Source organism: Halomonas sp. GFAJ-1 (assembly GCF_000236625.2).
Lineage (GTDB): Bacteria > Pseudomonadota > Gammaproteobacteria > Pseudomonadales > Halomonadaceae > Vreelandella.
The window spans coordinates 1-24,469 of record NZ_AHBC01000017.1; the positions used below are offsets into that span (position 1 = coordinate 1).

Below are 24,469 nucleotides of genomic sequence, written 5' to 3' on the forward strand. Positions count from 1 at the left end.
AGATGCGTACTTTGGTGGCTGTTAACACAACGGCTTCAACTCGTTGACTGTATGAATGTATAGTGCCAGATAAATACGAAACTACAACCCCTGCAGCGCTAGCGCGCTGCCCGCTTGTATCCCCGCCCTCAATCGGGCGAGGGTTTACGCGGATTTTTGCTAAAATAGTCAACGGTAAGGCACAAAAAGTCACCCAAGATGCTAATCGCAACGGGTGTTATGGCTTATCAATAATAACGGTGTCAAAAACAGGCAGTCTTAAAGCAAAAGGGTATAAAAAAGAGTGTAAGATGCTTATTGGCTCCCCGAGCAGGACTCGAACCTGCGACCCAATGATTAACAGTCATTTGCTCTACCAACTGAGCTATCGGGGAATGTTTTACCGTACATGGTAATTATAGCAGAACAGCAATTTGGCTCCTCGAGCAGGACTCGAACCTGCGACCCAATGATTAACAGTCATTTGCTCTACCAACTGAGCTATCGAGGAACATTACATATTGCTGATGTGTTGAGAGTGAGGCCACTGAAGTTACAAACGACTTACTTCAGAATGTTGGCTCCTCGAGCAGGACTCGAACCTGCGACCCAATGATTAACAGTCATTTGCTCTACCAACTGAGCTATCGAGGAACTGCTCAAACACGGTGCGTAGTATACTGATTGAAACGCTTAGGTCAAGTATCGTTTCCTGGTGAACGCTAGCCCCTGGTTTCTTGTGCCCGTATAATGCCCTCCATTCTACGGCAGCCATTAGCTGCTCATGAGTTTTCATTCATCCCTCGTCCCCCCGACGACCCATAGACGACAGGTACCGATGGCGAAGAAGCTTTTTATCAAAACGCACGGCTGCCAAATGAACGAGTACGACTCCTCCCGTATGGCGGATATGCTCGGCGAATCTCATCAGCTGGAATTGACCGATAACGAGAAAGAAGCAGACGTGATTCTGCTGAACACCTGCTCGATTCGCGAAAAGGCTCAAGATAAGGTCTACCACCAACTGGGTCGCTGGAAAAAGCTTAAAGACGCCAACCCAGACCTAGTGATTGGCGTAGGCGGCTGCGTGGCTAGCCAAGAAGGTGAAGCGCTGCGTAAGCGGGCCCCCTTTGTGGACATGATATTCGGCCCACAAACGCTACACCGCGTGCCCAAGATGCTGGACGCCCGCAACAATAACCAAATTGCTGCAGTGGACGTTACCTTCCCTGAAATCGAAAAATTTGATCACCTGCCTCAGCCAACATCCGACGGCGCGACGGCATTTGTTTCGATCATGGAAGGCTGCTCGAAATACTGCACCTTCTGTGTAGTGCCCTACACCCGCGGTGAAGAGGTCTCTCGCCCCTTCGAGGCCGTGATGGACGAGGTGATTCACTTAGCCGACCAAGGCGTGCGAGAGGTCAACCTGTTGGGCCAAAACGTTAACGCCTACCGCGGCGATAACGAGGATGGCGATGAGATTGACCTTGCCGAGCTGATCGCCTGTGTCGCCGCCGTCGATGGCATCGACCGTATCCGCTTTACAACTTCGCACCCAGTGGAGTTCACCGACAGCTTGGTCGACGCCTTTGCCGATATTCCAGAGCTGGTCAGCCACCTGCACCTTCCCGTGCAGTCTGGCTCTGACCGCATCTTGAGTGCTATGAAGCGGGGCCACACCGCCGAAGAGTACATTGAGAAAATGGAGCGCATCCGCGCTAATCGCCCGGATATTAGTTTCTCCTCTGACTTTATTATTGGCTTCCCTGGCGAGACCGAAGAGGATTTCGAAGCAACGATGGATCTGATTCATCGCATTGGCTTTGACCACTCCTTCAGCTTTGTTTACTCAGCGCGCCCAGGTACGCCCGCTTCTGGCCTGCCGGATGAAACGCCAGAAAGCGTTAAAAAGCAGCGACTCGCCATTTTGCAGGAACGAATTCTGCAGCAGACTGCTCAGATCAGCCGCCGCATGGTCGGCACTACTCAGCGAGTATTGGTCTCCGGCTTCTCACCAAGAGACCCTGGCCAACTCTCGGGCCGTACCGAAAATAACCGCGTGGTTAACTTTCGCGCGGCCAACCCTACGGAGCTTATTGGCTACTTTGTGGACGTGGAAATCACCGAAGCACTGCCCAATTCACTGCGTGGTGAGCTTGCTTCTGACGAGCGTTATTAATTATTCGCTATCCTAGGTAATTGCCCCGGCACCGCCGGGGCAGTAAGCTGAAGCTCACACACATCAACTAACGGGTTTCTTACTCTTGAGCCAGCCATCACCTCAGGCCAATCGCATTATCACCCTAAGCCTTGAACCCAATGACCCGCAGCGGCTTGCCAGCCTATGCGGCCAACAGGACGAGCACCTAAAACTGATTGAGAGCCGCCTGGACGTGACACTGCGCAACCGGGGCAATATTTTTCAGTTGGCCGGTGCTGCGAACCGTATTAAAGCGGCTGCTAACGTGCTGGAACATCTCTACCGTGAAACGGCGGCTAGTGAACTTGAAGCCGACACGGTGCACTTATTTCTCCAAGAGTCTGGCCTGGAAGCGCTAGAAGAAGAAGTGGATGGCGATGGCGGTGGTGATGACGTGGTGATGCGAACGCCGCGCACCATGATCAAGCCCCGTGGGTTGAACCAGCAGCGCTACGTGCAAAGCATCCGTGAGCACGATATCAACTTTGGCATTGGGCCTGCCGGTACCGGTAAAACCTACCTAGCCGTAGCCGCTGCCGTGGAAGCACTCAACCAGCAGGAAGTTCGCCGTATTCTACTGGTGCGCCCTGCGGTAGAAGCGGGAGAAAAGCTAGGCTTTTTGCCGGGGGATCTCGCCCAGAAGATCGACCCTTACCTGCGCCCGCTTTACGATGCGCTGTACGAGATGATCGGTTTTGAGCAGGTCGCCAAGCTGATTGAGCGCCAGGTGATTGAAATCGCCCCGCTGGCTTATATGCGCGGACGCACGCTGAATAACTCTTACATCATCTTGGATGAGAGCCAAAACACCACGCCGGAACAGATGAAAATGTTCCTCACGCGGATTGGCTTTGGCTCGACAGCGGTGATTACTGGTGACATCACCCAGGTAGACCTGCCACGCGGGCAGCGCTCTGGGCTGTCTCAGGTACTGGACGTGCTTAAAGAAACGCCGGGAATCGGCGTGACCCACTTTGCGGCCAAAGATGTTGTGCGTCATCCGCTGGTTCAGCGCATCATCGAGGCCTACGATGAGTTTGAATCTCAGCAGGAAGTGGAACAGCGCGCCCGCCGTGAGACTCGCCAACAGGAGCGCGAAGCCCGCCTACACGCGCTTGAACGCTCAGGAAACGCACCGTAATGAGCGATATTGCGATTGATCGCCAGGTAGCTATTAATGAGCCGCAGCTACCCACTCTTGAACAGCTCACCCTTTGGGTGGGCTGTGTGTTTTCACGCCATCCGGATGACGAGCGCTTAGAGCTGACCATTCGCTTGGTCGGCAACGCTGAAAGCCAAGCGCTGAACCGCGACTATCGGGGTAAGGATAAGCCCACCAATGTGCTCTCCTTCCCTTTTGAGAACCCACCAGGCATGACACTACCGCTGCTGGGCGATCTAATTATTTGTCACGATATCGTCGCTCAGGAGGCAAGCGAGCAGCACAAGTCGCTGACGCATCATTACGCCCATATGGTCATCCACGGCACCCTGCATTTAATGGGCTACGATCATATTGACGAGCAAGAGGCAGAGGAGATGGAGCAGATCGAGCGTGAGCTTCTCGCCTCGCTGGATATTCCTGATCCTTACCTGAGTAACTGTCTGTGACTGCCCACACGTCACTTGTTACACCTAACGTATCTGCCCGTAACTGAGAGATGAGACGCAATGAGCGAAGACCGATCGAGCAACCCCAATCAAAAATCCTGGCTCGAGAAACTCTTTGGCGCCCTTTCCGGTGACAATGACGAACCCAGCTCACGGGATGAGCTGATGACGTTTTTACGCCACACTGCAGGAAAGCTGAAGCTTGACCAAGACGCCATCATGATTATTGAAGGCGCACTTGAGATTAGCGACCAGCAGGTGCGGGAAATATTAATTCCACGCTCCCAGGTGTCGGCGATTACGCTTGATCAAACCAGCGATGGCTACCTGCCCCTCATTCAGGAAACTGGCCACTCTCGCTATCCGGTGATCGGTGAGAACCTTGATGATGTTAAAGGTATTCTACTGGTTAAAGATTTGCTTCCCCTGCTCTCGCAGACCCAAGAGAGCCGTGATGCTTTTAAGCTGGAAGATGTGCTACGTCCGGCCATGTTTATTCCGGAGTCCAAGCGCTTAAACAGCCTGCTTAAGGAGTTCCGCGACACCCACAACCACATGGCGATAGTGGTGGACGAGTACGGCGGCACTGCGGGCATTATCACCATTGAGGACATTCTGGAGCAGATTGTCGGGGATATCGAAGATGAACACGATACCGACGAAGAGGACGATATCCGCACGCTGGATAACGGCCACTTCGCGATTCGCGCTTTAACCCCCATTGAAGACTTCAACGAACGGTTCGGCACCAAGTTTTCCGATGACGAGTTTGACACCGTTGGCGGCTTGGTGATGCAGCAGTTTGGTCACTTGCCGGGGCGTGGCGAGCATACCTGCTTCGGCGGCTGGCGCTTTGTCATCCTGAATGCTGACAACCGGCGAATCCGCTTACTTGAAGCGTATCCCGATCAAAACACCGACAGTGACGACGCGGGCGACGACTAACCATCTATTCAGATTACTTTTCGATAGGATATCACCATGGGGTTGACGCCCACGTTTGCGCTTCAGCTGCTGGCCGCCCTGGTGGCGGGCGGCTTTACCACGCTCACCGCCTCACCGTTTGAACTGTGGTGGCTAGGGCCCGTTGCGATTGCCCTTTTATACACTGGCATGCACACCTTAACCCCGGCCCAAGCGGCGCTAAAAGGCTGGCTATATGGCGTAGCGCTGTTTGCCAGCGGCACTTCTTGGGTGTATGTCTCTATTCATGACTATGGCTATACCGGCATGCCCTTGGCGGTGTTTCTTACCGCGCTATTTGTGGCCGTTTTAGCCCTGTTTTTTGCCGGTACCTTCTGGCTCTATCGACGCTTTTTTGGCCCCCGCTGGGCATTGTTAACCTTCGCGGGCGCCTGGGTGTTAGGGGAAGTACTGCGCACCTACCTCTTTACCGGCTTTCCTTGGCTGCTGGTTGGTTCAAGCTATGTCGATTCTCCCCTTGCCAGCTGGGCACCCATCGGCGGCGTTTACCTGCTTTCGCTATTCGTCGTGCTCACGGGAACCTTAGGGGCAGAGCTATTGCGTCGCCAGTGGTGGGCGTTAGCGCCGATCGCCGTTATTTGGCTGGCGCCGTTGGCGCTCCCCACGCTCTGGACCACACCGGTTGATGAGCCTACTCGCGTTGCGCTGCTGCAAGGCAACCTGCCACAGCTTTTAAAGTGGACGCCAGAAGGCCAGCGGGTGGCCGCCAATACCTATAGCAATCTAACCCGTGAGGTCGCCGATAACGTAGACCTCATCCTGTGGCCCGAAACCGCGCTACCCATGATGGAGCATCAGGCCCAGCCTGTACTTGAGCGGGTGCAGGCCAATTTGCCCCCCGGCGCCGCATTAATGACAGGCATTGTTCAGTTAGATGAACAGAGTCGTTACTTCAACAGCGTCATCGGGGTAGGCAATGTAGAAGGCAGTTATCAAAAAGAGCACCTAGTACCGTTTGGTGAGTATCTTCCGTTAGAAAGTGTATTGCGCGGCGCTATTAACTTTTTTGACCTCCCGATGTCGAGCTTTACTAAGGGCGCCTCTGGACAAGCTCCTATGCAGGCTGCGGGCGTAAGCATAGGCAACGCTATTTGCTATGAAATTATCTATCCGCAGCTTGTTGCACGGCGTGCAGCTGATAGCGAGGTGATTGTCACAGTGTCTAACGATACGTGGTTTGGCGCCTCCATCGGGCCTCACCAGCACCTGCAAATGGCCCGCCTGCGCGCGCTGGAAAACGGCCGCTATGTAGTGCGCGCCACCAGTAATGGTATTACCGCGATTATTGATCCAAGAGGTGAGCTGGTGGATCGAGCGCCACAGTTTGAAACCACCTACTTAACCGGCGAGTTCTACGCCATGGAGGGGCTAACGCCGTTCACTCGCATGGGTAGTTGGCCCACGTGGTTATTAGCTGGATTGCTACTGTTACCTGGGCTACCCCGCCGTCGTTAGCTCTAGTCGCCTAGCAAGCACCCAAAAGCCCCTGCCACCCAAAGGGTGGCAGGGGCTTTTTTAGGGCTATTAACTCAGCTCATTGTGTAAAAATAACGAGAGAATCAAGCGTTAGGCGTTTCGCCCAACACCTCGGGAATCGTCATTTTTACGTAGCGGCCTGGCGCAGGTTCAATCACCTTTAGCTCGCCCTCTCCGGGCTGGCGAACGGGCACCATCTTTTTCGGGTCAGCGTCCGCATAGCCGTTCTTAGTGACCCACGCCTGCCAGTGTGGCCACCAAGAGCCTTCATTAAACGTCGCCCCCTCTTGCCATGCCTCATGGGTTTCTGGCAACGCATCGTTGGTCCAGTAGCCGTACTTATTTTTATGGGGCGGGTTCACAATGCCTGCGATATGGCCAGAGCCGCCCAAGACAAACGTTACCGGCCCTTTGGGCAACAGCGCACCGTAATAGGTACTATTCCATTTGGCGATATGATCTTCTTTAGTCGACACAAAGTAGCACGGTGCCGATACTTTACGCAGGTCAATCTTCACCTCGTCTAACTCAATACCACCTGGCTCTACCAAGCGGTTTTCCAGGTACATATGGCGCAGGTACCACGCGTGTGTACCTGCTGGCAGGTTGGTACCATCGGTATTCCAATACAGTAAATCAAACGCTGCAGGAATTTCACCTTTCAGATAATTATTGATATAGAACGACCAGAACAGATCATTCTCACGCAATAAATTAAAGGTGTAGGCCATCGAGCGGCCATCTAAATACCCCTTCATTTCTAGCGTATTCTCAATCCCTTCCACCACGCGCTCGTTAAGGAATACGCCTATATCTCCGGGGTCGCGGAAATCTTGCAGCGTTGCCATATAGGTAACGGACTTCACTTTGCGCGCGCGCCGCGTACTCGTTAGGTAGGCCACAGTCGAGGCGGTTAACGTCCCACCCACACAGTAGCTCAACAGATTGACCGACTTCTCGCCACAGGCCTGCTCAATGGCTTCCATCGCGCTGATGGGGCCCATTTGCATGTAATCAGCCCAGGTGATGTCGCGCTGCTCTGGGCCAGGGTTACGCCAGGAAATCAGGAAGACGGTATGCCCCTGATCTACCATCCATTTGACTAACGAGTTATCTTCCCGCAGATCCAATATGTAATATTTATTGATCCACGGTGGCACGATTAACAGCGGTGTCTTAAAGGTTTTTTCCGTCGTAGGCGTGTATTGAATTAACTGAATCAGTTCATTCTCATACACGACAGCACCGGGCGTGACAGCAATATTGTCGCCTACGCCAAAGGCGCTGCGATCGGTCATGCGTACGTTAATGCCTTCCGCAGAGTTGGCTAAATCTTCACGTAGGCGGGTAAGACCGTCGACAAGATTTTGTCCCCGGGTTTCCAGCGTACAGCGCATCACTTCAGGGTTGGTAGAAACAAAGTTGGTGGGCGCCATGGCGTTGACCAGCTGACGCGCATAAAAAGCCAGGTTACGCTTATGGATAGGGTCTAGCGTATCCAGCCCATCAATCAGCTCTTCTACCATCTGCGAAAACAGCAGGTACTGCTGCATAATCGATAAGTAGTAGGGTTCTTGTGTCCAGGCTTCATCTTTAAAGCGACGATCGCCTTTTGCCGGCGTTACCAATGGCGTCACCTGCTCGCCAGCCATCGCGCGAATACCCTGTTGCCAGAGCAACCACTGGTCTTGTACTAACCGTGACTGCGTTTGCCACAGCAAGTTAGGGTCGCTCATTAGCGACTTCGCGGCGGCTTCAAAGCTCTCGCGCATGTCGCTATGAACGGAGTCTGCGGCTTCACTGGGTGCCATTCGCGTTAGTAAGTCTTCAAAGAGACCTCGGTACTGTTCGCCGATCTCACTAATCTGCGCCTTCCATGTCTCCATCTCTTCTTGAGACATTGCTTTAGACGGCAATTTCCACCCTGACTGCATACTCGCTCTCCCCTACCCTGCATGTGGCGTGGCCCACGCCCAGGCAATATCATTCAGAAACAACACGGCGCCCCTAGAGGCGCCGCTGACAGTGCTATTTTAGTTTTTGCGTGAAGACTGGCTGGAGGCTTTCGCGGGCTGTTCGCCTTTCACAGCGGACGTTGCCTGCTCGCTCATTTTCTGCCCAGCCTCGCTGAACAGCTTTTCCATTTCGGATTTAAACTGCAGGCTCATTTCGCCCATCACACGAGCATCTTCCTGCATTTGTTGAGATAGTTCGTTCATCATTTCGGCTTGTTTAGTGCCAAAATCGCGCAGACTTTCTGCGTCTTTAATCTCGGTGGCACTGCGAATGCGCTCAGTTCCCATTTGGCTGTAACGCTTCATGGCTTCTAACTGGTACTGCGTCAGCTTCTCCATGTTGTTGAGCATCAGCGAATTCATCTTACGCATCGGCTCAAACATCTGGCGGGTCTGAGTGTTGAAGGCGTCCATCATTTTATCTTGCATTGTATTTGCTCCTGTCTCTCGTTCCTTGGCATGAGCCTGGAGAGGCTCATCACACGGCGCATTGCTGCACTGCAAAAAGAGTAATCGTTGGCATGGTGCTTTGCAACATAGCACTTAGTTAACACGGTGCTTTGCAACATTTTTAAGATAGCGCCCGTGCCCGCCTACCCTTTTGCCCGAGAGCGGGAGGAGGCAGTGGCTTTTGCCTTGCTGCTTCTCTCGCTCGTGGTACTTTTGCTGGCGTCTTCTTGACTGCTTTCATTATGGCTTGTGTCGCTACCGCCATCACTGCTGGCAGAACCGGCTTGGCGCAGCATATCCAGCATCATTTGCTGATAGGTGCCGAAGTTAGCGAGCCCCTGTGAAAGCCCCTGCTGCATCATCGGCTGCTGCAGATAGGGACGCATTAAGCTCATCGGGTCGTACCCTTCTACGCCCGACTCCATTTGCCGCTGAATATTTTCCAGCATGCTTTGCTGAAACGCCTCAACATCGGGCAACCCCAAGGATTGCCGAAACTCATCCGGCGTCAGGTCAAACTCAACGTTAATTTTCATAGGCGACTCCTTAACCGTCTCACTTGAGTGTAGCAGTGAACCAACGACTCAACCGGGAGGTTATCGCTAGTTTAAACGCGGCGTATCAACGCTAACGTCAGCATTTTGGCCACGGTGGCGTAACCAGTGGTCAAGCAGCGTGACCGCCATCATCGCCTCGGCAATCGGCGTTGCCCGAATACCCACACATGGGTCGTGGCGCCCTTTGGTAATAACCTCTACCGGCTGGCCGTGTACATCAATAGAGCGCCCCGGCGTCGTAATGCTTGACGTTGGCTTGAGCGCCAGACGGGCAACAATTGGCTGGCCACTGGAAATTCCGCCCAGCACGCCGCCCGCGTGGTTGGAAAGAAAGCCTTCCGGTGTCATTTCATCGCGGTGCTCGCTGCCGCGCTGGGCTACCGAGCCAAAACCTGCACCAATCTCAATGCCTTTCACCGCATTAATACTCATTAAGCCGTGGGCGAGATCAGCATCCAGCCGGTCAAACACCGGCTCACCTAGTCCGACCGGGACGCCGTCGGCAATGACAGTAATTTCTGCGCCCACGGAGTCTTGATCCCGACGCAGCTGATCCATATAGCTTTCAAGTTCGGTAACTTTATCTGGGTCGGGGCAGAAGAAGGCGTTTTCTCCTACCGCATCCCAGGTTTTAAAGTCGATTTTGATGGGGCCCAACTGGCTCATATAGCCACGAACCTGAACACCTTGCGCCGCCAACACTTTTTTAGCGATGGCACCAGCCGCTACGCGCATCGCGGTTTCCCGCGCGCTGGAACGGCCGCCACCTCGATAGTCTCGGTGGCCGTACTTATGGTGATAGGTGTAGTCGGCGTGGGCAGGCCGGAACTGGTCTTTTATCTTAGAGTAGTCTTTGGAGCGCTGATCGGTGTTCTCAATTAACAGGCCAATCGACGTCCCGGTGGTTTTACCTTCAAATACGCCCGAAAGAATCCGCACTTGGTCAGGCTCTTTGCGCTGGGTAGTGTGGCGAGAACTGCCGGGGCGGCGGCGGTCTAAATCCCCCTGCAAATCCTCTTCGCTGATTGGGATGCCAGGAGGACAGCCGTCGACAATGGCTCCCAATGCGGGGCCGTGGCTCTCGCCAAAGGTAGTGACAGTAAATAGTTTGCCAAACGTATTGCCAGACATGGGCGTTAATTCCTCACGCAAAAGACGCCGCATGGGCGTCGAGTTCAGCGGCGCTCAAGGCAAACACGCCCTGGCCGCCACGCTCGAAGTCAAGCCAAATAAAGGGTACCTCAGGAAAGGCAGCCTCTACATGGCGGTCAGAGTTACCAACTTCGACAATCAGCCAGCCCTCATTAGTTAAATGCGGCCGCGCTTCACGCAGAATGCGCCGCACAATATCCAAACCATCGCTACCCGCCCCTAACGCTAGCGACGGTTCATGCCGAAACTCAGCGGGCATGGTGGCCAAGTCACGAGCATCCACATAGGGCGGGTTAGAGACAATCAGGTCAAAACGCTGGCCTTCCAATCCGTCAAACACGTCCGATTCCACCGCGCGGACTCGGTCTCCCACGTCGTGGCGAGTAATGTTTTGCCGGGCAACGGCAAGGGCATCTTGGCTAATATCCGCCAGGGCAACTTCACAGGTGGGAAATACTAGCGCGGTGGCTATACCAATGCAGCCAGAGCCAGTACATAAATCCAGCACGCGAGCAGGCGGCTCTTCCGGGAACCAGGCGGCAAAGCCATCCTCAATTAGTTCGCCGATGGGCGAGCGAGGAATAAGTACCCGCTCGTCCACGCTGAAGGGGTAGCCCGCGAAAAAAGCCTCCCCCAGCAGGTAGGGCAAGGGGCGACGAGTAGTCACCCGCTCTTGTGCTAGGCGAATAATGCGCTCGCGCTCAATCGGTAAAAGCCGTGCGTCCAGCACCGCGGGGTCGACATTCCAGGGCAGATGCAGCGCACCTAAACAGAGCGCTACCGCCTCATCCCAGGGAGACTCGGTGCCATGACCATAGTGCAAGCCTGCCAAATAGAATTCGCTGGACACCCAGCGCAGATAGTCGCGCAGTGTCAAAAGATCGCTCAGCAGCGTTGAGTCTGGCAACAAAAGCGTTGAGTGGGAGGTCTCATCATTGAGATGCGTAGTCACAGCGGCTCCTGGCGTAAAAGTTCGTAGAAGGATTGTACCTTTGACGCTATCCGGTTCACAGCTAGATGCTTCACAGTCTGTTTATAGCGAGGTAGTTCTCAACGTGGCGGTTCACAGTCACGTCAGGCTCGCTATACTGTCTCGCTTTGCTGTGCGCTTCTCGCTTATGCTACTTCATTAACCGTTAATTTTTGCTATTTGAGCTGCCCATGACGCGACACCTGCCCAACGACGACGATATCAGTGCCTTTCGCCAAGCGCTGCAAGCGGCAGGCGTGCGCCGTATTGCCTCTAATCAAGCCGACCTCGGCAAGCCTAAGCGTAATAGCGATGCTCAAGAAGCTCGGCGGCGGGCGGCAGTAGAAAGCAGTACCACCCAAACCAGTGGCCGCACCTCCGATGGCCGGGTGGAAGCCGTTCGGCCTTCGGAGTATTTAGAGTTCAGCGTCCCCGACCTCCCCTGGCGCACCTTTAGCCAGCTAAAGCGTGGTCAAACCGTTTGGCAAGCAGGGTTAGACCTGCACGGCTATACCCTGGAAGAGGCCCGCATTGAGCTTGAAAGTTTTCTAAGGGACTCTTCCGCCCAGGGGCTGCGCTGCGTGTTGGTGGTTCACGGCAAGGCCTGGGGGTCAACCTCGGACTTTCCAGTCCTCAAAAGCCATACCAATACGTGGCTGCGTGAATGGCCCAGCGTGCTGGCTTTTTGCTCCGCCACCGATGTCGATGGTGGCACCGGGGCCGTCTATATTCTGCTGCGTAAACGTGGCCAGTAGCTTACTGCATTGCGTCTGAGGCAATGCCGGGCATCCTGCGCTCCAACGCTTGATTCGCCAAGTGGCGCCCCAGGCGAATCAAGTCGTTGGCGCGGTGGAACTCATAGGTACTGCAAACCGTCTTGGGAATTTCGATCAGCACATCCGGCGGGTAACCCGCAATTTTATACTTTGCCAGCGCCGCTTGCGTAATATCAAACGACTCTAAAATCATATCCAGTTTGCCCCACTCGCGCCTACCACGCAGATCAACCGTTTCATCGACGTCGCTCTCTTCGCCGTTGTTGATGCTTAGTCCATCCCATAGCCGCCGCGTGGTGGCACGCACATCGTCCATCCACCCACCAATATTGGCATCCCGGTCGCGCTCTAAGGCAGTGCGGGTGTCGCTGTCCTCTTCACCCGGTAACAACTCTTCTAATGAGATTGGTTGGGGGCTGTGGGCGGTGACGTTGACGGCCACCACAAAGTCCGCTTCGTGAGCAGCGAGAATCGGCATCATCGGCAGCGGGTTCAGTAAGCCGCCATCCACCAACACTTGGGCACCGATATGTACCGGCGTAATAACGCCCGGCACCGCGATAGAGGCTCGAATCGCTCTTAACAGCGGGCCATTCTGAAACCACACTTCGCGCTGGCGCACTAAATCGGTCGCTACGGTGGTGACAGGTATCGGCAGATCTTCGATCAGCGTATCGCCTACCAGGGATTCCAACTTGCTCATCACTTTATTTGCTCGCATGGCCCCCATCGGGCTCCAGGTGACATCGACGAGCTTCAGCACATCCAGGTAATCCAGGTTACACACCCACTCCCGGTACTCGGGCAGCTTCCCTGATGCGTAAACACCGCCAATAAGGGCGCCCATGGAGCATCCAGCAATAGAAATTATTTCAAAGCCTCGCGCCTCAAGCGCTTCAATAACACCTATATGGGCATAGCCCCTGGCGCCACCGCTACCCAACACCAGTGCCACTTTATTGCCGGTACGCTCAATACCGTTGGCGCTGCTAGCACTCACTTGACTACCCGCGACGTGCGTTAGTTTATTCATGTCGTTCGTCCTACGGCTGCCCCGTCGTTTCTTTATGACAGTGTTGGACCACCACACTGGCTACTTGATCAACGGCTTTAGGTTCAAGGTGTAAGTGGTGGCCACCCGCAAGTACCTGGCGGGTTAAATGAGGCACCGCTTGGCGGGCCTTTTCCGCCCAGGCACGCTCGCCTAAAATACCGCGCGCTCCTTCTATCAATAGCACCGGCGCTTGTATCTCCGCCAGTAATGCCAATACTTGCTGGGGGGTAAAGCGCACCAGCGAAGGCTTTAGCAGGCGAGAATCGGTGCGCATCTGCACATGCCCGTCTGACGTCGCCTGGGTGTTACGCTCGACCAGCGGAGTGGCGGTCATCGTGTCTAGCGGGGTTACCCCACCGGCTACTCGTGCGGCAACTGCGCTCTCAATATCAGGATAGCGGGGCGCGCGGGAAAGCGGGCGGCGATAGGCCAACAACCCTTTACGCAACTGACTGGCCGTCTCTTCGGCTTCAGTATTTAGTGCGCCTAGCCCATCCAGCAAGACCAACCGTTCAACCCGCTCGGGTAGCGCTGAGGCGAGTAAACAGGCCACCGCCGCCCCCATGGAGTGAGCAAGCAGTACAGCCTGCTCAATATTTAGGGCATCCATAACATCTAGCACATCGTGGCTATAGTCCCACAGCGCGTAGTCACTACCTGCTGGCGAATGCGCAGAGTGGCCGTGGCCACGAAAATCGATAGCCACAATACGAATATCCAGCGCTTCCACTAAGCGCGGCGCTAGGCGCGTAAAGCTTGCCGCGTTATCTAGCCAGCCATGTAGGGCAAGCCAAGTAGGCGCATTGGCACGCCCCCAGCTCAGGGCTGCTAGCCGCCCATGGGCTAACGAAAGTGGCTGCGCGGCACTGCCTGTTGCCGAAGAAAAAGTGGGGGTAGTCATAAACAGTATCTCTAAGCGAAAGCCCTACGTCTTTGTGGGGGTAAGAAGGTGATGTGTAGTTTGTCAGATGACGCTATTCGGCGTAGACGTTACCATGCTCAGCGCAAGGCTTCTGCCGCTTTTGACGCCCCTACTACTTTGGAGTTTGCTATGAAACCCCGCCGTGACACCCGTGCCCGCAATTTAGTGTTCTTGATTACCATCGTCAGCGCCTTAGTGGTGGGCCTTTGGCTAGCCCGCTAACCCTGGCTGGCTAAGTTAGGCGCTTGCATTTTTTTACTCATGAATAAATACTGCCTACAACAACTGTATATAAACACACTACTTATTCATGAGGATGCTGACGATGCCGTCTCAACCCACTACTGTTGCGACAGCCCAGCCGTTAACGTCTCAGCCGCTGCCCTTTCCTCCGTTACATGGTCGCGCCGGTTTTAGCGGCTTTCCTTCCCCCGCCCAGGATTATGAACAGCGCACGCTGGATCTCAACGTTCGGCTAATCAAAAACCCTACCCAGACGTTTTACCTTACCGCCAGAGGCGACAGCATGGAGGGCTGGGGTATTTTCGACGGCGATCTGCTGGTAGTGGATCGCAGCGTGCAGCCGCGCCTTGGCCATATACTGGTGGCCATGTTTAACGAAGAAGTACTGATTAAGCGCTACGCGCTGCATGGCGGTACACCACACCTCTGCTCGTCCCATCCCCACTACCCACCGCTGCCTTTAAAGGGCACAGAGTGCCAACTATGGGGGGTGGTACGTGCGGTGGTTCATGAGTATTTGCCATGATCGGCCTCGTCGATGCCAACAACTTTTATGTCAGCTGTGAGCGGATATTTGCCCCATCGCTTGAAGGCAAAGCCGTGGGTGTGATGTCCAATAACGATGGCTGTGTTATTGCCCGCTCGGCTGAAATGAAGGCGATGGAGATACCTATGGGCACTCCATCTTTCCAGTTGGAAGGGTTACGGCGCCAGGGTGAGATTTATCTATTGTCATCCAATTACGAGCTATACGGCGATATGTCAGCGCGGCTTGCCCAGCTGCTGGAGGACGCCTGCCCAGACATGGCGCCTTACTCCATTGATGAAATGTTTATCTATTTAGACGGATTGAGCGAGCCGCAGTGCCAAGCCATAGGTGAAGCGCTACGCCGACGCATTCGCCGCCATCTTGGGCTACCGGTATGCGTAGGGCTTGCCCCCACCCATACACTGGCAAAGCTCGCCAACCATGTGGCTAAAAAACAGCCACACTACCAGGGCGTCTGCTTGCTTAACGCACATAGCTACACCACCAAGGCGCTACTTAAACAGCTGCCGGTCAGCGCTGTATGGGGCGTAGGCAGGCGGCTGGCCGAGCGGCTCGCCATTTACGGCATACGTACAGCGTGGGAGCTGCGGGAGAGTGATACCAAGGCGCTGCGCAAGCGCTTTTCCGTGGTGCTGGCTCGCACGGCGTTAGAGCTGCGCGGCACACCCTGCCTGGAAATGAACGCCGTGGAGCAGCCACGCCAGCGGATTATGACCTCCCGCTCTTTTGGCAAGGCAACCGGCGATCAAGCAGAGCTACACGCAGCACTGCGGCGCCACGCCCAGCGTAGCGCCGAAAAACTGCGCCAACAACATAGCTTGGCCCGCGCTGTAATGCTCTTTTTAAGTACCAACCGTCACCGCAAAGACCAGCCGCAGTATTACCCCAGGGCGATGATCTCGTTGCCTATCCCCAGCGACGATACGCGGCTTATTCTCCAGGCCGTACGTGAAGGGCTAATGCAGATATACCGCCCTGGGCATCACTTTATAAAAGCGGGTGTCATGTTGCTGGACTTAGTCGATGCCCAGGCGCATCAGCTGTCGTTACTCCAGCCAACGTTACAGACGCACCCACATTTGATGGGGACGGTAGATGCCATTAATCAGCGCATGGGCCAAGGCACGATACGTTTTGGCATGACGGATGCCCAAGCACCATGGCAGCTACGCTGTGCGCATCGCTCACGGCGTTATACGACGCGGTGGGATGAGTTAATGGAGGCCGGCACACACCCTGGCGCTATACAAGCGTTTACTTCTCGCCCGTAACCGCTACGCTAGACGTTCAATGCGTGGAAAATCTTGCCTTTATGTCACTTACCCGTCCCGATACAGAGTATGCCCCCGACCCCGACCTACCTCAGCGTTGGGCGAGCCGCTATATCAAGCACTATTTTCGCCACCACCCTGCGTTTGACGCCCCCAACCCCCAAACACTAAAGCAGGCAAGGCGCTGGATTATTGTTTGGGCCGCCATGGCAGGTATTATCTCCGGCTCACTGATTGGCGGTGCCGAGTGGTGGATGCGGGTCTTTGCCGCCGATGACTGGGAAGCCATGAGCCTCAAAGAGCAGCTTCCCTACTGGGCCGGGTATATGGTCTTTGCGGGCTTTATTACCGTGTTAGAAATTGGCTTTTTATACTGGAATGCGCTGCGCGGCGTGTCAAAAATTAGCCGTTTGGCAGGCCTGCGCTACGGCCAAGGCGAGCCATTATCCCCTGAAATACAGTTGACGGTTCATGGCGTTTCACGGGTTGCATTGGAGTATCCAAGCCCAGGCAGCTTAATCTATGGCGTTGATCCCCACGCCTACCTACATGGCTGGAAGCTCACTTTTAAAGCCTTGCTGTATCGCTTAAAAATTAGCTTAAGCAGTTTTATTCTGCGTTTAGTGTTGCGTCGCTTGCTTGGCCGCCTCACGCTGCGCGGTTTTCTACCCGTGCTCACCGGGCCGCTATACGCAGTATGGAACGCCTGGATTGCTGCGCGCATTACGCAAGAAGCCTACTTACAGGCCCGTGGCCCTGAACTGGTTCAGCACATCATGGAAACACTGGCGAACAGCGATGCGCATACGCGCTATTTAGTCGCCCAAGGCGTGGGAGAGCTCATGATGCGTAACCAGCACCCGCATCCCAACTTAGTCCTGTTATTGGCTCGCTTGCTGGATAGCCTACCGGATAAGCCCACCGCCCTTGAGGTTGATTGGCCAACCGCACTACACGACTATGCGCAGCTGACCGACCCCAACCGCCAAACGCTTCTTGATACGCTTACCCAAGCGACTCTGCTTAGCGGCAGCTATCGCGGTTCACGCAAACGCTTCTTAAACGACGTCTTTGCCACCTGCCAAACGCCGCTGCAAAAGGAGAAAGTGGCCTCCCTTCAGCGGCGCTTACTATCTGGTCAAAAGCTCTAACGTCTTAGGCGGGTTTTAACGCGTGACGCAAACGCGGGCTTAACGTTTCCCCCAGGGCAGCCACTACCACCAAAATAGCCAGCAGCCACGGCCAGTGGGCAGTAAACGACACGTGGTAAATGCCCAAGGCATCCACAAAAATCACTAAAATGCCCAACGGGCTTACGTAGCGCACCATGGTAAGCCATATTGCGTAGGGCAGTGGTGCTAGGCCCAGCTCATCGCGGAAGGTCTCACTTTTCAGCACAAAGCCCGCCAGCAGCACCATGCCTAAGCCACCCAATGGCATCATCCAACGCGATGTTAAGTAATCCAGCCAATCAAAGAACGTTCTACCGGCCAGGGTCCAGTCAGCACCCACATTAAACGACAGCATGGCCAATGTGCTGATCAACCACAGCACAATGCCCGTCGCCCAGGACGCCGACTTACGGCTCATGCCTTTGTTATCACACAGCCAGGACACCGTGGCCTCCACCATGGAAATGGAAGAGGTTAGCGCAGCCATAGAGAGCATTAAGAAAAACAGAATGCCAAACAGCGTGCCCAGCGGCATCGCCTGGAAGGCCAGCGGCAGACTCATAAAAATCAGCCCAGGACCTTCACCGGGGTTCATGCCATTGGCAAAAATAACCGGAAAAATGGCTAATCCCGCCATTAGCGCCACCGCGGTATCTGCTAACGCAACGCTCACCGTAGTTCGGCCAATAGAGGCGCCTTTGGGCAAGTAACTGCCGTAGGTAAGAATGGCACCAGAAGCCAATGAAAGGGTGAAAAACGCGTGGCCCAGCGCCGCCAGCATCCCCTCGCTGGAGAGGCTGCCCGTATTGAATGAGAACAGAAAGCGCACCGCATCGCCAAAACCACCGGAAAACACCCCAAACACAATGAGTAGCACCAGCATTAACACAAGACCAGGCATCATCCAGCTAACGCTCTTTTCGATGCCTTCTTGCACGCCTTTTCCTACGATCAACATAGTGAGCAGCGCTACTAGGGTGCTCCAGCCCCCCAGGATGAGCGGGTTAGCATTGTTGGCACCAAATACGGCAGCCATCTCATCGACACTACCGCCGCTCAAGCCGCCGGTTAGCATTTTCCACAGATATGAGAACGACCACCCTGCCACGACGACATAGAACGACAAGATCATAAAGCCGCACAACATGGCCATCCAGCCAATCAGCGACCAAGCAGAGGAGCGACCCGACTCATTCACCACGCGCCGAATCGCGTCAATAGGGCTACCACGACCACGACGACCAAAGGAGATCTCGGTCATCATTACCGGCACGCCAACAGCCAGGATGCACGCTAAATAAACCAGCACAAAGGCGCCGCCGCCATACTCCCCGGTGATATAAGGAAATTTCCAAATATTGCCAAGCCCCACCGCCGAGCCGGTGGCTGCCAACATAAAGCCCCAGCGGCCTAGCCACTGAATGCGAGGTTGCCCAGTAGACGCCATGTCCTTCCACCCTATTGAAAAAAAGGCGACTATCCTAGAGGATTTCTTACCCAAAGCCCAAGCCTCTGTTGCCGCTGAGCACATACCGGCTAGGCCACCTTGAGCGCTTTGGCTTCCACATCTAGCCGTTGGGCAGTTTGATCAACCTTTCTTAACCACATCAAGAACAGCGCCCCTACGGCAACAAAGCCCCCTGCCAGCCATAATCCCAAGCGGTAATTCCCCGAGGCCTCCGCTAGCATACCGGTCAGCGCAGGGGCGAAAATTTGCGCCGCGCCGTAGGCCAGCGTCATTTGCCCCATTAACTTAGCGGGGCTAGAGGGATAGAGCCTGCCCGCCATAGTGAGCACTAAACTAACGCAGCCTAAGAAAGTGCCGCCATAAAGCACCGCGCTAAATAGCACCCCAGCCAGGCTTGAAGTGATAGCGGGCAGCACAATGCCCACCACTTGTATCCACATTGCCACGCTTAGCGCCCCTAGATAACCAATGCGCCGGGCCACCAAATCCCACAGCATCACCGCGGGCGCAGCCGCCAGTCCCACTAAGGCGAAGGTCCAGTTACCCGCCCCAGCCAGCAGCGGCTCACGTTCGACAATAGTGACAATAAACGTGGCGCTAATCACATAACCGTAGCCAGCACAGAAGTAGGCAGGCAGCATCAGGCGCATAAACGTGCGAGAGGGCGGTTTAGCAGGCGCTTGAGGAGCCGTGCCTGCCCCAGACACTGGTTTCACTGGGCGAGGCAACCAGCGCCACGCGGGCACTAGCAGCGCTGCACCCAGGGCACTGAAGCCCCACCACTGCGCCTGCCAATTCAAAGACAGCCCCAGCATCAGCTCAACCGCTAACGCCGCCACAACAATACCAATGCCCACCCCAGCAAAGTGAATACCCAGCTCGCCCCGCTGCTGGTGCTGGATCAACCAGTGCAGAATCAACCCTGACGCTAACAACATTGAGCCGCTGCTGGAAAGCCCTGCCAGAAAACGCAGCCCCGCCCATAGCCAGAAGTGCTCAGTCAGCGCCATCCCCGCCGTGGTCAGCACGGCGAGCACGAGGCCAATACGAAACAGCGTGTCTTTAAGGTAAATACTGCGAATAGAGGCCGCCAACACCGCCCCCAGCATATAGCCCGCATAGTTTAACGCCGCTAACCAGCCGCCATCGGCATCGCCGATCCAGCTCTGCTGCTGCATCACCGGGAGTAGAGGTGTGTAGGCAAAGCGGGCAACGCCGATGCACAGAATTTGGCTAAAGACACCGGCCAACAGCACTTTAAAGCGCTGCGACTGAAGACTTGCGATGGTCATGGAGACATCCTCGTCAAGAGACCGTTGTTTTTATCAGCATGGTTTTATATTCATTTTTAATGAATCAATAATACGCGGAAACGTCGACGACACCATCGCTCAAACGTGGCATGCCGATCAGCGCATCTAAACCAAGAATCTGGCAGACTAGGCATGATGACCACTACTTAACGGAGAGTGCTTACATGAGCAATAGCGCCACCCCCTGGACACAGCCAATGCCCGACGCACAGTTCAAACTGATGCGCGATATCCTTGCCGCTCCAAGCCCGGTAGGCCTGGAAGGCGCCATGACCTACGGCGTACTCAAGCCCCATTTTGAGAGCTTTGCGCCTAGCGACTGGCACCTGCATCAATTTAAGGGCAACGCTGGCGTGGTGCTGGATACGCACCCTGGCCGTGATGATATGTTCACACTAATGATCATCGGCCACGCGGATAAAATCCGCATGCAGGTACGTTCCATCGGCGACGATGGCAAAATCTGGATTAATACGGACTCCTTTCTACCCACGGTGCTGATCGGCCATGAAGTTAAGCTGTTCAGCGAAGACCCCGAAGCCCCCGGCAGCTACCGCATTATCCAAGGGGGCACCGTGGAAGCACTGGGCGCGATTCACTTCTCTGACCCGGCACAGCGCGATGGCAGCAAGGGTATTAAGAAAGAGCAAATCTACCTCGATCTGCAGATCCACGGCGAAAACAAGAAACAACAGGTGCTGAACTTGGGTGTTCGCCCAGGCGATTCAATTATTTTTGACCGTCCAATCCGCCCTGGCTTTAGCCCTAACACCTTCTACGGCGCCTATTTGGATAATGGCTTAGGCTGTTTTGTAACCGCAGAAGTGGCGCGCTTGATTGCCGAAGCAGGCGGTACCGAAAAGGTACGCGTGCTGTTTGCCATTGCCAGCTACGAAGAGATTGGCCGTTTTGGCAGCCGCGTTATGGCCGGTGAGCTAAAACCTGATGCGCTGATTGGCGTGGATGTGAATCACGACTACGTGGCCGCCCCCGGTATTGGCGACAAGCGTATGCAGCCGCTGGAGATGGGCAAAGGCTTCACGATGTCGGTGGGTTCGATTGCCAGCGAACAGCTCAACCGCATTATTGCCAGCGCCGCCAAAGAGCAGGATATTCCCCTGCAGCGGGATATCGTCGGCGTGGATACTGGTACTGACGGCATGGCGGGCGTGTTAGCGTCCATCGACAGCGCAGCCACCTCGATTGGCTTCCCTATCCGCAACATGCACACTATTTCAGAAACCGGCAACACCCAGGATGTGATGGCCGCTATCCATGCAATCACCCACACTATTCAAGCATTAGATAAGCTGCCTGACCTTCAACGAGAGTTTCTCGACAATCACCCGCGGCTTGATCAGGCTAGCCCGCTTGACCATCAGGGTAGCGCCAAGCCCAAGGGCGACGAAGAGCCAAAAGACCCAGAAGCAAACCCCGCCTAAACGGCATAAAAAAAGCCCCGGCCATTGCTGGCCGGGGCTTCATCAGGTCCTCCCTAATCTTTCTTCACGAACATCCTGTTCATGCTTCCATGTGATCCACAAGCGATCCCTGCCTGCACTTCCTTGTAACGCTATCCCTGCGCTATGTACACAGAGTGCGCCCTATAGCGGTTGAGTTATCTAACCTGGGATATGAAATGCAAAAAAGTCTTCTGTCACTTTGTGCTATGCGATAAAGAAAGCTTGCGACAGCTTTGTATCGAAACATACAATCAAGCACGTTTGCCAAATAAAAAGGACTTTTTCATGCCAACCACAGCCTGCTGTTCAACCTTACGCCGCGCCACCCATAAACGCGCAGCCCCGCTATTGGTAGCGGCTTTTGGCATCACCCTAAGCGCACCCACTTGGGGTAACAGCTGGCAAGGCAGCCTCGGCGCGGGCGCCACCTATGCGCCGGACTATTTGGGTAGCGATGATTACGATACGCGTGTCCTACCGGTGCTTAACCTGGCTTACGGCGATCTGCTTTCAATCAACGTACGTGATGGCATTGAGTGGCATGCCGTTCGCCAAGGCAACTGGACGGCCTCCCCGTTCATCGGTTACACCTTCGGGCGCGATAATAAAGGCGACATCAGCCAGTTTGAAAAGGTCGATGGCGGCGCCACCCTGGGACTTCGTGTAAGTTATCAGCAGGGGCCATGGCGCTACAGTGTTGCAGGCAGTACGCCTATTAGCGGCGACGTGGAGGGCGCTAAGTTTTCCGCAAGAGCCGCTCTACGCATGCCCGTGGATCAGCGTACGTTTTTTACCTTATCGCCCAGCGTAACTTACTCCAACGAAAAGTGGACCGACTCATTATTTGGCGTTTCGGCACAAGACAGTGCCCGTAGCGGGGTCGCATCCTACACACCCGATAGCGGTTACTGGCGCATGGGCGTTAATGCAAGTCTTAGCTACGCCTTAACACCCGAATGGACAGCCACAAGCTTCATAGGCACTACCTATCTAACCGGCAGCGCCGCAGATAGCCCAATAGTTGATGAGCTGGGCAGCGAGTGGCAAGCCTTAGGCGGTATTTCGTTAAGCTATCGCTTCTAATAAGCTAGGCAAGTGTTAAACACCAGGGCTGAAGTCACCAACATTTACAAAGAGCAATGGGCACGTATGGAGAACAACGCCACACGACACTGGATGATAGAACGTTGCAGCCATTTTTCAGGGGTAGGGTTAATCGTTGCCACGCTGTTCTTTGCGTTTTCTTTAACCCCCAGCCTAATACCGCGCCCACTAGTAGCTCAAGGCATTGTTTCTGGGCTTAGCTTTACGGCAGGCTATGCGCTAGGCGTAACAAGCCGCTTCCTATGGCACTACCTACACTTACCCGAACCCAGCTCGAAAGTAGAGCGCTACCTAAAATGGCTGGCCGCCCTGCTTTGCCTCGCCGTCTCAAGTATCTTTCTTTGGCAAGCTGCCGAGTGGCAAAACAGCATTCGGCTACTAATGGAAATGGAGCCAACTCCCGGCACGCGGCCACTATCAGTAGCACTGATCGCTGCGACTGTGTTCATTTTTTTACTGTTAATTGCGCTGCTTTTCAAACGCACTTTTCGGCTGCTTTCCCATAAGCTGGCGCACATACTGCCGCGTCGTACGGCACAAGTAATTGGCATCATCGCTGCCGTGGCGCTATTTTGGTCAGTGATTGAGGGGGTAATTTTTTCCTATGCGCTCAAGGTAGCTGACCGTTCTTATCAGCAGGTAGATGAGCTGATGCAGGATGAGTTATCACCTCCCCAAGCGCCAAACAAGCCTGGTAGTGCTGAATCATTAATTAGCTGGGAGGCACTAGGCAGCCGTGGGCGGCGTTTTGTTACTCAAGGCCCGGACGGCGGGCAAATCAGTGAATTCCTAGGCGAAGCCGCCCTTGACCCCGTACGGGTTTATGTGGGACTCAACGCCGCAGATACCGCCGCTGAACGGGCCGAGCTAGCCCTTGAAGAACTCATCCGTATAGGCGGATTTGAGCGTTCCGTTTTGATTATCGCGACCCCCACTGGGCGAGGCTGGATAGACCCTGCTGCCCAAGATACCGTGGAGTACCTGCACCGAGGCGATATTGCCACGATAGCAGCCCAGTACTCCTACCTACCCAGCCATCTAGCGCTCATTTCCGAAGCCGAATACGGTGTTGAAAACGCCCGCGCACTGTTCACCACGGTATACGACTACTGGACGTCACTGCCTAGCGATGAACGCCCAAAACTGTATTTAACCGGCCTTAGCTTAGGCGCCCTTAACTCTGACCTCTCTTTCGACCTCTACGACATTATTGACGACCCTTTCCACGGCGCCCTATGGAGCGGCCCTCCCTTTCGAAGCGACACCTGGCGCTCAGTGACTGCTGACCGCGACCCAGGTAGCCCTGCATGGCTGCCCACCTTTCGCGGAGGTTCGGTCGTCCGCTTTATGAATCAAACCCAAGGGCTTCAAACTGCGCCGGCTGAATGGGGGGATTTCCGCATCGCCTATCTGCAATATGCCAGCGACCCCATTACGTTTTTTGAGCCGGAAGCTTTCTGGCGTGAACCGGAGTGGCTGCGCGCCCCACGCGGCCCGGATGTTTCTCCCCAGCTGCGCTGGTATCCGGTGGTTACCATGTTGCAGCTGCTGGCTGATTTAACCACCGGCAGCGCCCCAACTGGCTATGGTCATGAAATAGCGGCTGAACACTACATTGATGCTTGGGCGGCACTTTCCGAACCACCCGATTGGGATGAGCAGCAACTCACTCGCCTGCGTGACTATTTTATTCAAGCCCGTGAAGCGCGAGCCCATCACTAATACAAAGCCTCATT

At 54.9% G+C, this 24,469-nt stretch carries 21 protein-coding genes and 3 tRNA genes; 12 read left to right on the forward strand and 12 right to left on the reverse strand.

Going from position 1 to position 24,469, the window contains the following annotated elements; all coding sequences use genetic code 11:
• Nucleotides 1-298: 298 nt before the first annotated feature.
• From MOY_RS04265 to MOY_RS04275, 3 genes are all read right to left on the reverse strand, one after another.
• A tRNA-Asn gene (locus MOY_RS04265) sits at nt 299-374 on the reverse strand.
• Nucleotides 375-414: 40 nt separating this feature from the next.
• Nucleotides 415-490: transfer RNA gene (locus MOY_RS04270), tRNA-Asn, on the reverse strand.
• Nucleotides 491-557: 67 nt separating this feature from the next.
• Nucleotides 558-633: transfer RNA gene (locus MOY_RS04275), tRNA-Asn, on the reverse strand.
• A 184-nt stretch (nt 634-817) separates the two neighbouring features.
• Here MOY_RS04275 and miaB point away from each other — a divergent pair.
• The 5 genes from miaB to lnt all read left to right on the forward strand — a co-directional run bounded on the left by miaB (nt 818) and on the right by lnt (nt 6,232).
• The gene (gene miaB, locus MOY_RS04280) at nt 818-2,161 is read left to right on the forward strand and encodes a tRNA (N6-isopentenyl adenosine(37)-C2)-methylthiotransferase MiaB (protein WP_009096895.1); all 1,344 of its coding nucleotides are present in this window, start codon (nt 818-820) and stop codon (nt 2,159-2,161) included.
• A gap of 85 nt (nt 2,162-2,246) precedes the next feature.
• Complete coding sequence (locus tag MOY_RS04285) at nt 2,247-3,323, forward strand: PhoH family protein (protein WP_009096897.1); 1,077 nt, start codon at nt 2,247-2,249, stop codon at nt 3,321-3,323.
• On the forward strand, nt 3,323-3,793 hold the full coding sequence (gene ybeY / locus MOY_RS04290; protein WP_009096899.1) for an rRNA maturation RNase YbeY: 471 nt from the start codon (nt 3,323-3,325) through the stop codon (nt 3,791-3,793). The genes MOY_RS04285 and ybeY overlap by 1 nt, the downstream gene beginning before the upstream one ends.
• Nucleotides 3,794-3,853: 60 nt before the next feature.
• Nucleotides 3,854-4,738: an HlyC/CorC family transporter gene (locus tag MOY_RS04295; RefSeq protein WP_009096901.1), complete on the forward strand. Its 885-nt coding sequence runs from the start codon at nt 3,854-3,856 to the stop codon at nt 4,736-4,738.
• Between the two features lie 36 nt (nt 4,739-4,774).
• On the forward strand, nt 4,775-6,232 hold the full coding sequence (gene lnt / locus MOY_RS04300) for an apolipoprotein N-acyltransferase (RefSeq protein ID WP_009096903.1): 1,458 nt from the start codon (nt 4,775-4,777) through the stop codon (nt 6,230-6,232).
• A 104-nt stretch (nt 6,233-6,336) separates the two neighbouring features.
• On the opposite strand, the gene phaC is transcribed toward lnt, so the two are convergent.
• From phaC to prmB, 5 genes are all read right to left on the reverse strand, one after another.
• On the reverse strand, nt 6,337-8,187 hold the full coding sequence (gene phaC / locus MOY_RS04305; RefSeq protein ID WP_009096905.1) for a class I poly(R)-hydroxyalkanoic acid synthase: 1,851 nt from the start codon (nt 8,185-8,187) through the stop codon (nt 6,337-6,339).
• Nucleotides 8,188-8,286: 99 nt separating this feature from the next.
• Nucleotides 8,287-8,697: a phasin family protein gene (locus MOY_RS04310; RefSeq protein ID WP_009096907.1), complete on the reverse strand. Its 411-nt coding sequence runs from the start codon at nt 8,695-8,697 to the stop codon at nt 8,287-8,289.
• A gap of 164 nt (nt 8,698-8,861) precedes the next feature.
• Nucleotides 8,862-9,254 (reverse strand): hypothetical protein, encoded by a 393-nt coding sequence (locus MOY_RS04315; protein ID WP_009096909.1) that lies wholly within the window; start codon nt 9,252-9,254, stop codon nt 8,862-8,864.
• Nucleotides 9,255-9,320: 66 nt separating this feature from the next.
• The gene (gene aroC / locus MOY_RS04320) at nt 9,321-10,406 is read right to left on the reverse strand and encodes a chorismate synthase (protein ID WP_009096911.1); all 1,086 of its coding nucleotides are present in this window, start codon (nt 10,404-10,406) and stop codon (nt 9,321-9,323) included.
• A 13-nt stretch (nt 10,407-10,419) separates the two neighbouring features.
• Nucleotides 10,420-11,379 (reverse strand): 50S ribosomal protein L3 N(5)-glutamine methyltransferase, encoded by a 960-nt coding sequence (gene prmB / locus MOY_RS04325; protein WP_009096913.1) that lies wholly within the window; start codon nt 11,377-11,379, stop codon nt 10,420-10,422.
• 209 nt (nt 11,380-11,588) lie between these two features.
• Here prmB and MOY_RS04330 point away from each other — a divergent pair, with 209 nt between their 5' ends.
• Nucleotides 11,589-12,152 (forward strand): Smr/MutS family protein, encoded by a 564-nt coding sequence (locus tag MOY_RS04330; RefSeq protein ID WP_009096915.1) that lies wholly within the window; start codon nt 11,589-11,591, stop codon nt 12,150-12,152.
• A 1-nt stretch (nt 12,153) separates the two neighbouring features.
• On the opposite strand, the gene MOY_RS04335 is transcribed toward MOY_RS04330, so the two are convergent.
• Nucleotides 12,154-13,206: a patatin-like phospholipase family protein gene (locus MOY_RS04335; protein ID WP_009096916.1), complete on the reverse strand. Its 1,053-nt coding sequence runs from the start codon at nt 13,204-13,206 to the stop codon at nt 12,154-12,156.
• A gap of 10 nt (nt 13,207-13,216) precedes the next feature.
• Nucleotides 13,217-14,128, reverse strand: coding sequence for an alpha/beta fold hydrolase (locus tag MOY_RS04340; RefSeq protein WP_009096918.1), 912 nt, complete (start codon nt 14,126-14,128; stop codon nt 13,217-13,219).
• A gap of 346 nt (nt 14,129-14,474) precedes the next feature.
• Between MOY_RS04340 and MOY_RS04350 the strand changes: the two genes are divergently transcribed.
• The 3 genes from MOY_RS04350 to MOY_RS04360 are packed head-to-tail and all read left to right on the forward strand — an operon-like array spanning nt 14,475 to nt 17,364.
• Nucleotides 14,475-14,918 (forward strand): LexA family protein, encoded by a 444-nt coding sequence (locus tag MOY_RS04350; protein WP_009096922.1) that lies wholly within the window; start codon nt 14,475-14,477, stop codon nt 14,916-14,918.
• Nucleotides 14,915-16,213 carry a Y-family DNA polymerase gene (locus MOY_RS04355; RefSeq protein WP_009096925.1) on the forward strand — a complete coding sequence of 433 codons (1,299 nt, stop codon included), beginning with the start codon at nt 14,915-14,917 and terminating at the stop codon, nt 16,211-16,213. The genes MOY_RS04350 and MOY_RS04355 overlap by 4 nt, the downstream gene beginning before the upstream one ends.
• Nucleotides 16,214-16,254: 41 nt before the next feature.
• Complete coding sequence (locus MOY_RS04360; protein WP_009096926.1) at nt 16,255-17,364, forward strand: LBF_2804 family protein; 1,110 nt, start codon at nt 16,255-16,257, stop codon at nt 17,362-17,364.
• A gap of 4 nt (nt 17,365-17,368) precedes the next feature.
• Here the strand turns inward: MOY_RS04360 and MOY_RS04365 are convergent, their stop codons facing one another.
• Nucleotides 17,369-18,832 carry a sodium-dependent transporter gene (locus MOY_RS04365; protein ID WP_009096929.1) on the reverse strand — a complete coding sequence of 488 codons (1,464 nt, stop codon included), beginning with the start codon at nt 18,830-18,832 and terminating at the stop codon, nt 17,369-17,371.
• 89 nt (nt 18,833-18,921) lie between these two features.
• Nucleotides 18,922-20,145 (reverse strand): YbfB/YjiJ family MFS transporter, encoded by a 1,224-nt coding sequence (locus MOY_RS04370; protein ID WP_009096931.1) that lies wholly within the window; start codon nt 20,143-20,145, stop codon nt 18,922-18,924.
• 185 nt (nt 20,146-20,330) lie between these two features.
• Between MOY_RS04370 and MOY_RS04375 the strand changes: the two genes are divergently transcribed.
• From MOY_RS04375 to MOY_RS04385, 3 genes are all read left to right on the forward strand, one after another.
• The gene (locus MOY_RS04375) at nt 20,331-21,608 is read left to right on the forward strand and encodes a M20/M25/M40 family metallo-hydrolase (protein WP_009096933.1); all 1,278 of its coding nucleotides are present in this window, start codon (nt 20,331-20,333) and stop codon (nt 21,606-21,608) included.
• A gap of 306 nt (nt 21,609-21,914) precedes the next feature.
• Entirely contained in the window at nt 21,915-22,712 is a 798-nt protein-coding gene (locus MOY_RS04380; RefSeq protein WP_035540060.1) for a MipA/OmpV family protein, read from the forward strand.
• A 66-nt stretch (nt 22,713-22,778) separates the two neighbouring features.
• Nucleotides 22,779-24,455, forward strand: a complete 1,677-nt coding sequence (locus MOY_RS04385) for an alpha/beta hydrolase (protein ID WP_009096937.1) — start codon at nt 22,779-22,781, stop codon at nt 24,453-24,455.
• The last annotated feature ends 14 nt before the right edge of the window (nt 24,456-24,469 follow it).

Excerpts from the sequence above, each read along its gene's own strand:
- MOY_RS04310 (WP_009096907.1), bottom strand. The coding sequence starts at position 8,697 with ATGCAAGATAAAATGATGGACGCCTTCAACACTCAGACCCGCCAGATG.
- MOY_RS04370 (WP_009096931.1), bottom strand. The coding sequence starts at position 20,145 with ATGACCATCGCAAGTCTTCAGTCGCAGCGCTTTAAAGTGCTGTTGGCC.
- ybeY (WP_009096899.1), top strand. The coding sequence starts at position 3,323 with ATGAGCGATATTGCGATTGATCGCCAGGTAGCTATTAATGAGCCGCAG.
- MOY_RS04375 (WP_009096933.1), top strand. The coding sequence starts at position 20,331 with ATGAGCAATAGCGCCACCCCCTGGACACAGCCAATGCCCGACGCACAG.
- MOY_RS04335 (WP_009096916.1), bottom strand. The coding sequence starts at position 13,206 with ATGAATAAACTAACGCACGTCGCGGGTAGTCAAGTGAGTGCTAGCAGC.
- MOY_RS04350 (WP_009096922.1), top strand. The coding sequence starts at position 14,475 with ATGCCGTCTCAACCCACTACTGTTGCGACAGCCCAGCCGTTAACGTCT.
- MOY_RS04385 (WP_009096937.1), top strand. The coding sequence starts at position 22,779 with ATGGAGAACAACGCCACACGACACTGGATGATAGAACGTTGCAGCCAT.
- MOY_RS04365 (WP_009096929.1), bottom strand. The coding sequence starts at position 18,832 with ATGGCGTCTACTGGGCAACCTCGCATTCAGTGGCTAGGCCGCTGGGGC.
- aroC (WP_009096911.1), bottom strand. The coding sequence starts at position 10,406 with ATGTCTGGCAATACGTTTGGCAAACTATTTACTGTCACTACCTTTGGC.
- lnt (WP_009096903.1), top strand. The coding sequence starts at position 4,775 with ATGGGGTTGACGCCCACGTTTGCGCTTCAGCTGCTGGCCGCCCTGGTG.
- MOY_RS04355 (WP_009096925.1), top strand. The coding sequence starts at position 14,915 with ATGATCGGCCTCGTCGATGCCAACAACTTTTATGTCAGCTGTGAGCGG.
- MOY_RS04315 (WP_009096909.1), bottom strand. The coding sequence starts at position 9,254 with ATGAAAATTAACGTTGAGTTTGACCTGACGCCGGATGAGTTTCGGCAA.
- MOY_RS04380 (WP_035540060.1), top strand. The coding sequence starts at position 21,915 with ATGCCAACCACAGCCTGCTGTTCAACCTTACGCCGCGCCACCCATAAA.
- miaB (WP_009096895.1), top strand. The coding sequence starts at position 818 with ATGGCGAAGAAGCTTTTTATCAAAACGCACGGCTGCCAAATGAACGAG.
- MOY_RS04295 (WP_009096901.1), top strand. The coding sequence starts at position 3,854 with ATGAGCGAAGACCGATCGAGCAACCCCAATCAAAAATCCTGGCTCGAG.
- MOY_RS04330 (WP_009096915.1), top strand. The coding sequence starts at position 11,589 with ATGACGCGACACCTGCCCAACGACGACGATATCAGTGCCTTTCGCCAA.
- MOY_RS04360 (WP_009096926.1), top strand. The coding sequence starts at position 16,255 with ATGTCACTTACCCGTCCCGATACAGAGTATGCCCCCGACCCCGACCTA.
- phaC (WP_009096905.1), bottom strand. The coding sequence starts at position 8,187 with ATGCAGTCAGGGTGGAAATTGCCGTCTAAAGCAATGTCTCAAGAAGAG.
- MOY_RS04340 (WP_009096918.1), bottom strand. The coding sequence starts at position 14,128 with ATGACTACCCCCACTTTTTCTTCGGCAACAGGCAGTGCCGCGCAGCCA.